Annotated in this window: 12 protein-coding genes; 11 read left to right on the forward strand and 1 reads right to left on the reverse strand. The window is 33.7% G+C overall.

Annotated elements, in window-relative coordinates:
- The first annotated feature begins 151 nt into the window (after nucleotides 1-151).
- The 11 genes from VFS71_RS16685 (at nucleotide 152) to VFS71_RS16735 (ending at nucleotide 7,417) form a co-directional block, all read left to right on the forward strand.
- Nucleotides 152-514, forward strand: a complete 363-nt coding sequence (locus tag VFS71_RS16685; protein WP_326402712.1) for a DUF983 domain-containing protein — start codon at nucleotides 152-154, stop codon at nucleotides 512-514.
- Between the two features lie 52 nt (nucleotides 515-566).
- Nucleotides 567-887, forward strand: coding sequence for a DUF6370 family protein (locus tag VFS71_RS16690; protein ID WP_326402713.1), 321 nt, complete (start codon nucleotides 567-569; stop codon nucleotides 885-887).
- Nucleotides 888-1,111: 224 nt separating this feature from the next.
- On the forward strand, nucleotides 1,112-1,795 hold the full coding sequence (locus tag VFS71_RS16695) for a response regulator transcription factor (RefSeq protein WP_326402714.1): 684 nt from the start codon (nucleotides 1,112-1,114) through the stop codon (nucleotides 1,793-1,795).
- Nucleotides 1,788-3,182 (forward strand): HAMP domain-containing sensor histidine kinase, encoded by a 1,395-nt coding sequence (locus tag VFS71_RS16700; RefSeq protein WP_326402715.1) that lies wholly within the window; start codon nucleotides 1,788-1,790, stop codon nucleotides 3,180-3,182. The genes VFS71_RS16695 and VFS71_RS16700 overlap by 8 nt, the downstream gene beginning before the upstream one ends.
- Before the next feature lie 74 nt (nucleotides 3,183-3,256).
- The gene (locus tag VFS71_RS16705) at nucleotides 3,257-3,979 is read left to right on the forward strand and encodes a hypothetical protein (protein ID WP_326402717.1); all 723 of its coding nucleotides are present in this window, start codon (nucleotides 3,257-3,259) and stop codon (nucleotides 3,977-3,979) included.
- A 12-nt stretch (nucleotides 3,980-3,991) separates the two neighbouring features.
- The gene (locus tag VFS71_RS16710) at nucleotides 3,992-4,948 is read left to right on the forward strand and encodes a bestrophin family protein (RefSeq protein ID WP_326402718.1); all 957 of its coding nucleotides are present in this window, start codon (nucleotides 3,992-3,994) and stop codon (nucleotides 4,946-4,948) included.
- A 106-nt stretch (nucleotides 4,949-5,054) separates the two neighbouring features.
- Nucleotides 5,055-5,630 carry a Crp/Fnr family transcriptional regulator gene (locus VFS71_RS16715; RefSeq protein WP_326402719.1) on the forward strand — a complete coding sequence of 192 codons (576 nt, stop codon included), beginning with the start codon at nucleotides 5,055-5,057 and terminating at the stop codon, nucleotides 5,628-5,630.
- Nucleotides 5,631-5,709: 79 nt separating this feature from the next.
- A complete protein-coding gene (locus VFS71_RS16720; RefSeq protein WP_326402720.1) occupies nucleotides 5,710-6,426 on the forward strand; it encodes a pirin family protein in 717 nt (238 codons plus the stop codon).
- Between the two features lie 63 nt (nucleotides 6,427-6,489).
- On the forward strand, nucleotides 6,490-6,774 hold the full coding sequence (locus tag VFS71_RS16725) for a GNAT family N-acetyltransferase (RefSeq protein WP_326402721.1): 285 nt from the start codon (nucleotides 6,490-6,492) through the stop codon (nucleotides 6,772-6,774).
- Nucleotides 6,774-7,184, forward strand: a complete 411-nt coding sequence (locus tag VFS71_RS16730; protein WP_326402722.1) for an OsmC family protein — start codon at nucleotides 6,774-6,776, stop codon at nucleotides 7,182-7,184. Before VFS71_RS16725 ends, VFS71_RS16730 begins: the two co-directional genes overlap by 1 nt.
- Before the next feature lie 2 nt (nucleotides 7,185-7,186).
- Complete coding sequence (locus VFS71_RS16735) at nucleotides 7,187-7,417, forward strand: (4Fe-4S)-binding protein (RefSeq protein ID WP_326402723.1); 231 nt, start codon at nucleotides 7,187-7,189, stop codon at nucleotides 7,415-7,417.
- Here the strand turns inward: VFS71_RS16735 and VFS71_RS16740 are convergent.
- Nucleotides 7,414-7,902: sugar O-acetyltransferase (locus VFS71_RS16740; protein ID WP_326402724.1), on the reverse strand; the 489-nt coding region annotated here is incomplete at its 5' end. The two genes, VFS71_RS16735 and VFS71_RS16740, sit on opposite strands and share 4 nt — an antisense overlap.

Consider the following 7,902-nt stretch of genomic DNA (forward strand, 5'->3'; position numbering starts at 1 on the left):
ATCACTATTAACATCATTACAATTGAATCGCTGAATAGAATATATCGGATATTTGCTCATGTCTTCTTCAATGTCTTTATTGTGCTATAATTAGCGAATATAGAAAACATCTGTGACACAAATAAAAAATACCTTTGAAAAAAATAAAAAAATGTCACACACACTAGTCCACATCCTAAATAACGAATGCCCACATTGCCATGAGGGAAAAGTATTCAACGAAAAAAACATCTTCTTAAATATTGGTTTTCCAAAAATGAATCAATATTGTCCACATTGCCAATACAAATTCGAGAAAGAACCTGGCTATTTCTTTGGTGCTATGTATGTAAACTATGGCTTAACTGTAGCTCAAGGAATTGCTACCTATTTAATTGCACAACAGTTTTTCACAGAAAGATTCGATTTAAGAATTATTGCAATTATTGCCGTAGTCATAGTATCAATGGCCTCATTTAATATTCGACTTTCAAGATTGTTATGGATTTATATGTTTAAAAACTATTCCATTTAGAATTTGAGCTAAAATAAAATACTTAACTTAGGGCTCTCAAATTCGTCCTAAAATGAAAAATCTATTCTCAATCGTAATATTATTTACAGTACTAATATCTAGTGCTCAAGAAAAAAAAGACGCATTAAAACCTCAAATTGTAGAAGTTTCATGTGGAGAGTGCCAATTTGGTCTCAAAGGAAAAAGCTGTGATCTGGCTGTTCGTATCGGCGGAAAATCTTATTTTGTGGATGGAACCAAAATTGACGACCACGGAGACGCACACGCCAAAGATGGTTTTTGCGAAACTATTAGAAAAGCTAAGGTCACTGGAGAAATCGTAAATGATCGTTTCAAAGTTACCTCCTTTACTTTACTTCCAGAGGAAAAATAAATGGATTTAATACTCAAAAACATTGTGCAACACGTATAGCTCAATCAACAAGAGTGGGAACTATTTGGCACAATGCAACAAAATCTATAAATACAACATTTTAATTTTATAGACCTAAGAAACCATCTTTTCAAAAAAACTTTCTAAAAAAAACCTTAAGAAATTCTAACTTATCGAAAATTACATTTTCATTTTTTTATGTTTGTAAAAACAAATCCTTGTAAATGAAATTATTGATTGTTGAAGATGAACCGAATTTGCTATCCGTTTTAAGAAAAGGGTTTAGCGAAAATAATTTTGAAGTAAGTGTTTGTCTTGATGGAGAAACTGCTTTGGAAATGATTCAGAACAACAATTTCGATGTTGTTATTTTGGATGTAATGCTTCCGAAAATTAACGGAATCGAGATTTGCCGAAGATTAAGAACCATAAAAAACTTTGTCCCAATCCTTCTATTAACAGCACTAGGAACTTCTGAAAACATTGTAAACGGATTAGAAAACGGCGCCGATGATTACTTGGTAAAACCATTCAAATTCACAGAACTCAATGCAAGAGTAATGGCTTTGGCAAGGCGCGCTAATCTAGACACTCAAAAACCTAACATCATAAAACTGGAGGATTTAGAAATAAACGGCAAAACCAAATCGGTACACCGAAATGGAAATCCGATAATTTTGACACATAAAGAATTTAAACTCCTCTATTATTTAGCCAAAAACAAAGGAACAATCGTTTCTCGAAATCAAATTCTTGACAATGTTTGGGACATCAGTTTTGATATGAACACCAATGTTGTAGATGTCTACATTAACTACTTGAGAAAAAAAATCGACAAACCTTATAACACCAAAATGATCCAGACCATCAAAGGTTTTGGTTATTTATTACAAGCTGAAAATGAATAATATAAAAAAGAAAATTACTTATTCGTACGTTATTCTTTCGTCTGTTAGTACCATTCTATTGTGTGTATTGGTGTTTTTTTTATTTAGAAGCAACAATCAATATTACTTTTTAAAACGTTTGGAAGATCGTGCAAAAATTGTTGCTTCGATTCATTTCCAGAAAGATCCTGAAAAAATAAAGTATTATAAGCAGCTTAAAAAAAATGGGTTGGAAGAATTAATTCAAGAGGAAGATTTTGTACTGAAAGTAAATAGTCAAAACACTTTTGAATACAATACCAAATTAAACTTACCCAACGAATTCTATACTAACGTTTTAAAAAACGGAAAAGAATCCTTTGAGATAGACAACAAATATTACTTGGGCCAGATTTTTACTGAGAACGGCCAAAAATACATTGTCATCATTGCAGCTGTGGACCGAAAAGGACATCTTACAACCGTTTATATTTCAAGAATTATGATTCTTGGAATTGTTGTTTTCTTGATTTTATCTTTTTTTCTGGGAAGATTATTAGCCAAAAAAGTAATAATTCCTGTCTCAAATATAGCAAAAGAGGTAAAAAGAATCAGTGCTTCAAATTTATCTCGAAGATTGCAAAATGATGGAAATACAGGCGAAATAGCTGATTTGACTTCGACCTTCAACGATATGCTGGACCGGTTGGAAACCTCATTTGAAATTCAGACAAATTTCATCAATAACGCTTCTCACGAACTTAAAACACCCATTACGACCATTATTGCCGAAGCAGAAATTATGCTTCTCAAAGACCGTGAAAAAGAGGAATACATTACTTCTTTGGAAAACATCCACAGACAGTCTTCTAAATTAGGAAGTTTAACCGAGAGTCTCCTAAAACTTACTCAAACTGGTTATGACGGGACCAAACAAGTTCAAAATATTGTCCGCATGGACGATTTACTATTTGAAGTAAAAACAGACTTAGACACATTTTTTCCGGATAATAAAGTAAGCATCAAACTAGATGTCTCTGCAAAAGACAGTAATTATTTATCCATTCCATGCAACAAAAATCTACTGGAATTAGCGATAAACAACATCGTTGCAAATGGCGTAAAATACTCTGATAATAAAGAAGTTTTTGTTAATCTTAGCGCAACCAAAGACAACATCAAAATTGTAATCAGCGATATCGGAATCGGGATTCCATCAGAAGATATTCCACATCTTTACGAGCCTTTTTTCAGAGGAAAAGAAGCCAGCAGTAAATATATTGGCTATGGTTTAGGACTACCTTTGGCAATGAAAATTATCCGAATGCATAACGGGGAATTACAGATTCAGTCTGAAAAAGACAAAGGAACTATTGTAACGATTTTGTTCAAAAAATCCAACATTAAAAATTCTAATCTTAATTCTTAGGATTTTCTAATCTTCTTTTAAACTGGCTCTAATGTAGCCGGATTTTCTTTGTAAGTATAAAAACAAACATACTTATGAAAAACTTTTTAATCCCTACCCGACTAACTCCTGATACAATATCAGCAGTAAAAACAGCCATTAATCATTCTAAAAATGAAAATGCAAAAATCATTCTTTTTTTAATTACCGATGAAATTAATTCATTCTCGGCTGCACAATATTTAAGAGAACAAGACAGTCAGATAACTCACAAAGAGCTAGATGTTTTAGACAATTGCCGCGATTTAATTGAAAATTTTCCCAACTGTAGATTAGAATTCAAACGCCAGTCTGGAATCAGCTCTCCCCTTTTTAAAAACTTTCTACAGTTTCATTCCGTTGATTTAATCCTACTTACAAAATCAATAATTACAAGTAAAAAAAGCGTGCATATAAATTTGGTGCATATAATTGAAAAACAAAAAACACCGATTCTACGTCTTATCAACGACCATACAACCCAGCTCAACAAAGCGATTTATTTAGAAAATGCCTATTCTCGTTTAAATATTGATGATGTCCAGCAATACATGCAAGATCAATTTCCATTGCAGAAAATCAGTCAGGTTCTAAAAAAAGAACAGGAAACATCCGAATATATTAATTTCCTGCTGACAGAAGTTTTATCAAAAAATGATATCGATTTTGTAATTGAAACCCGCACTTCAGAACGGTCAAAGATTAAAAACAAAAAAAGTACCCAACTAAATCAACATTTCGACATACCTGTTTTATCACTTCACGAAGAAACCGTCTAAAACAATTACCTTATGTTATTAAAAAAGAAAATACCTCTAAGTTATATATTAGGTAAAATTAAATTTGAACTTATAATAGTACTGGTATACACCTGTCTCTTTGATGTTTTTCATCGACTCAATCCCGAATTAAACACCGAAATTCCGTTGGCAATTCCGTCTGTGATTGGAACTGTAATTTCATTATTACTCGCTTTTAAATCGAACCAGGCTTATGACCGTTGGTGGGAAGCGAGAATTGTTTGGGGAGCCGTAACCAATGATTCCAGATCCCTGGTAAGACAACTTATTACCTATTATAAAGACCCAATTTTTTCGATTGAAGCCAATAATTTTATCGAAAAAATGGCAAAAAGGCAAGCTGCATGGTGTTATGCTTTAGGAAATGCTTTAAGGGGAGAAAATGTATATAAGCCTATTAAGGGATTACTGACGCCCGAGGAATTCGACTATGTCAAAAAACACAAACACGTTCCAAATGCATTGCTAATGTTGCACGGAAAAGATCTAAAAGATGCTCTCCGCGAAGAAAAAATAAATGTTTTTCAGCAAATTGAACTAGATAAAACACTGACCAATTTTTGTGACCATATGGGGAAATGTGAACGAATAAAAACAACTATTTTTCCAACAACATACGGGCTATACATTCACATGACCATTTATTTATTCATTGTTTTACTGCCGTTTAGTTTACCAACCATGTTACGTTGGTTAGAAATACCGTTGGTAACTATTATAGCGGCAGCTTTTTTCTTGGTCGAAAAGATGGCAATTCATCTTCAAGATCCGTTTGAAAACAAACCAACAGACACTCCTGTCACTACAATTGCCAAAAACATTGAAAAGAACTTAATGCAGATGGTTAATGAATACAACGATGAATTCTCAAATAAATCAGAACATTTTGAATCAAATGCGCATCCAATACACACGAAACAAAGCAAAGAAGACTATTACATTTTATAGGTTATTATAATTAAGTTTTCCTCTAGAACCTGTAAGAACAACTGTTCTTACAGGTTTTTTTTGATTATTATTTTACAAATAGTTAAATAATTGTACTTTTGAGAGGATGAAGGCTATTCTCGAAAACATCAGTAAACACGTTATTTTAACGCCACAAGAACAAGAACTTTTTCTGTCCAAAACAGAAATACATCATTACAAAGCCAAAACCATTTTATTGAATAGTGGCGCGATTTGCAAACATTCCTATTTTGTAAATTCTGGTATTTTGCGTAGTTTCAACATTAATGACAATATTGTAGAACACGTATTGACTTTTGCTTGTGAAGGCTGGTGGATTGGCGACATGTACAGTTTGCTTTCGCAAAAGCCAGGCAACTTATTTATAGAAGTTTTGGAAGATGCCGAAGTGGTTTTATTATCCAAAGAGAATCAAGAAATACTGTATCGTGAAATCCCAAAACTTGAACGTTTCTTCAGAATACTGACCGAAAATTCATTGGTAGCCAACCAAGAACGTTTAATGGATAATCTAAGCCTCACCGCCGAAGAGCGTTTCGAAAAATTCTGCAGAAAATACCCAACACTCATTCAGAAAGTTGCCCAAAAGCAAATTGCATCCTATTTAGGAGTTACTCCCGAGTTTTTCAGCAAAATGAAAAGCAAAATGCTTAGAAAATAATTTCTTAATCTAGGTTAAGTGTAAATCGCTGATATCGGATCTAAATTTGTATAACAAAAAATCAATAAATTTATATATCATGACAACTACAGTTTTACACAAAGCAGATACAAGAGGACACGCAGATCACGGATGGTTAAATGCCTATCACAGTTTTAGCTTCGCAAGTTGGTACAATCCAGATAGAGTTCAATTTGGTACTTTACGCGTTTTAAACGATGACACCATTGGAGCTGGAATGGGTTTTGGTACTCATCCACACGACAATATGGAAATCATTACTATTCCATTGGAAGGTGATTTGGCACACAAAGACAGCATGGGAAATGAATCGACTATAAAAACTGGTGATATCCAAGTGATGAGTGCCGGAACTGGAATTCAACACAGTGAATTCAATCCAAATGCAGATTTACGCACTAAACTTTTTCAAATTTGGTTATTCCCAAAAACGAGAAATGTAACCCCTCGTTACCAACAAATCACTTATGATACTACTGAACAAAAAAATAATTTTGCTCAAATATTATCTCCTAATCCTGATGATGCTGGAGTTTGGATCCATCAAGATGCTTGGTTCCATTTAGCCGATTTTGAAGCTGGTTTTTCTAAAAACTATGAGCTTAAAAAAGAAGGAAACGGTATGTATGTTTTTGTAATATCTGGAACAATAACTGTTGACGGTCAGGAATTGGAAACTCGTGACGGTTTAGGAATAACTGATTTCAAAACTTTGGACATCAAAGCAACAACGGATGCGAAATTTCTTTTAATGGAAATTCCAATGACTTATTAATTTAAAATAAAAGTTGCTAAATCTCTGAGAGACTTAGCAACTTAGAATCTTAACAAAAAAATTATGAGCGAAACAGTAAATATAGAATTCAATGAAAAAAACGGTAATTTCAACATTACCTCTGAAGGCCGAAAAGTAGCATTAATGACTTTTGTATTTGCCGGACCAGATAAAATCATCATTGACCATACCGAAGTTTCTCCCGTATTTAACGGAAAAGGATTAGGTAAAAAATTAGTTGAAAAAGCAGTTGAAGTGGCAAGAGAAAAAAATTGGAAGATTATCCCCTTATGTCCTTTCGCTAAAAAAACTTTTGACAGAAACCCACAATTTAACGACGTATTATAATGGAAGATCTTTTCGAAAATGACATATTTGGACGCATCGGCACTCAAAAGTACTTATGCAACATCACTTGGAGAAACGGACAATTCCTTATGGACGAACCCGAAAATGTTGGTGGGAAAGATTTAGGAATGGATCCTTTTTCTACTCTATTAGCTTCTTTGGCAGGCTGTACCCTTTCTACTCTAAGAATGTACATTGATAGAAAAGAATGGATAATCCCCGAAATAAATATTTCACTAAATTTATATCAAGAAACAATAAGTGGAGAATTGACAACAACGATAAGAAGACACATCGCTTTTTCAGGAGAAGTTACTGCTGAGCAAAAAGAACGATTGCTGATAATTGCTGATAAATGTCCGATTTCGAAATTACTAAAAGGAAAAACAACTATTAACACCTCTCTTTAATCATGGATCCAAAAGACATCAAAAAAGAATACACGAACGGCGAAGTAACCATCGTATGGCAATCAGGAAAATGTATTCATTCCGGAAATTGTGTTCGCAATAATCCAGACGTTTTCAAACCGAAAGAGCAACCTTGGATTACACCTGATAATTCAACAACAGAAAAAATTATTGAAACTATCAATAAATGTCCATCGGGAGCATTGAGCTTTTACATGAACAAAAAAGACTAATCCACATTCAATTTCCGAATCACTTTGGCAGGATTACCAACTGCCAAAGAATTTTCGGGAATATCTTTCGTGACTACAGATCCGGCACCAATTACACAACCGGCACCAATAGTAACTCCCGGACAAATCACGGAATTCCCTCCTATCCAACAATCATCACCAATCGACACGGGTTCTGAACTTTCGACAGTTCTTCTTTCAATAGCATTGAGCGGATGGGTTGCAGTATAAATATGCACTCCCGGCGCAAAGAAAACATTATTTCCAATGGTCACTTTCATCGTATCCAAAACCACACAATTGACATTAAAATACACATTCTCCCCAGAATGAATATTGTATCCGTAATCACAGTGAAATGGTGGCTCTATATACAATCGTTTATGAGAATTCGGCATTAATTCCCTTAGAATTGCACGTGATTTCCCGTTCATCAAATATTCGGTGACATTCAATTTATGCAATATTTTTTTGGCCCTGGTACG

Source organism: Flavobacterium sp. (assembly GCF_035760125.1).
Lineage (GTDB): Bacteria > Bacteroidota > Bacteroidia > Flavobacteriales > Flavobacteriaceae > Flavobacterium.

Excerpts from the sequence above, each read along its gene's own strand:
- VFS71_RS16685 (WP_326402712.1), top strand. The coding sequence starts at position 152 with ATGTCACACACACTAGTCCACATCCTAAATAACGAATGCCCACATTGC.
- VFS71_RS16690 (WP_326402713.1), top strand. The coding sequence starts at position 567 with ATGAAAAATCTATTCTCAATCGTAATATTATTTACAGTACTAATATCT.
- VFS71_RS16695 (WP_326402714.1), top strand. The coding sequence starts at position 1,112 with ATGAAATTATTGATTGTTGAAGATGAACCGAATTTGCTATCCGTTTTA.
- VFS71_RS16700 (WP_326402715.1), top strand. The coding sequence starts at position 1,788 with ATGAATAATATAAAAAAGAAAATTACTTATTCGTACGTTATTCTTTCG.
- VFS71_RS16705 (WP_326402717.1), top strand. The coding sequence starts at position 3,257 with ATGAAAAACTTTTTAATCCCTACCCGACTAACTCCTGATACAATATCA.
- VFS71_RS16710 (WP_326402718.1), top strand. The coding sequence starts at position 3,992 with ATGTTATTAAAAAAGAAAATACCTCTAAGTTATATATTAGGTAAAATT.
- VFS71_RS16715 (WP_326402719.1), top strand. The coding sequence starts at position 5,055 with ATGAAGGCTATTCTCGAAAACATCAGTAAACACGTTATTTTAACGCCA.
- VFS71_RS16720 (WP_326402720.1), top strand. The coding sequence starts at position 5,710 with ATGACAACTACAGTTTTACACAAAGCAGATACAAGAGGACACGCAGAT.
- VFS71_RS16725 (WP_326402721.1), top strand. The coding sequence starts at position 6,490 with ATGAGCGAAACAGTAAATATAGAATTCAATGAAAAAAACGGTAATTTC.
- VFS71_RS16730 (WP_326402722.1), top strand. The coding sequence starts at position 6,774 with ATGGAAGATCTTTTCGAAAATGACATATTTGGACGCATCGGCACTCAA.
- VFS71_RS16735 (WP_326402723.1), top strand. The coding sequence starts at position 7,187 with ATGGATCCAAAAGACATCAAAAAAGAATACACGAACGGCGAAGTAACC.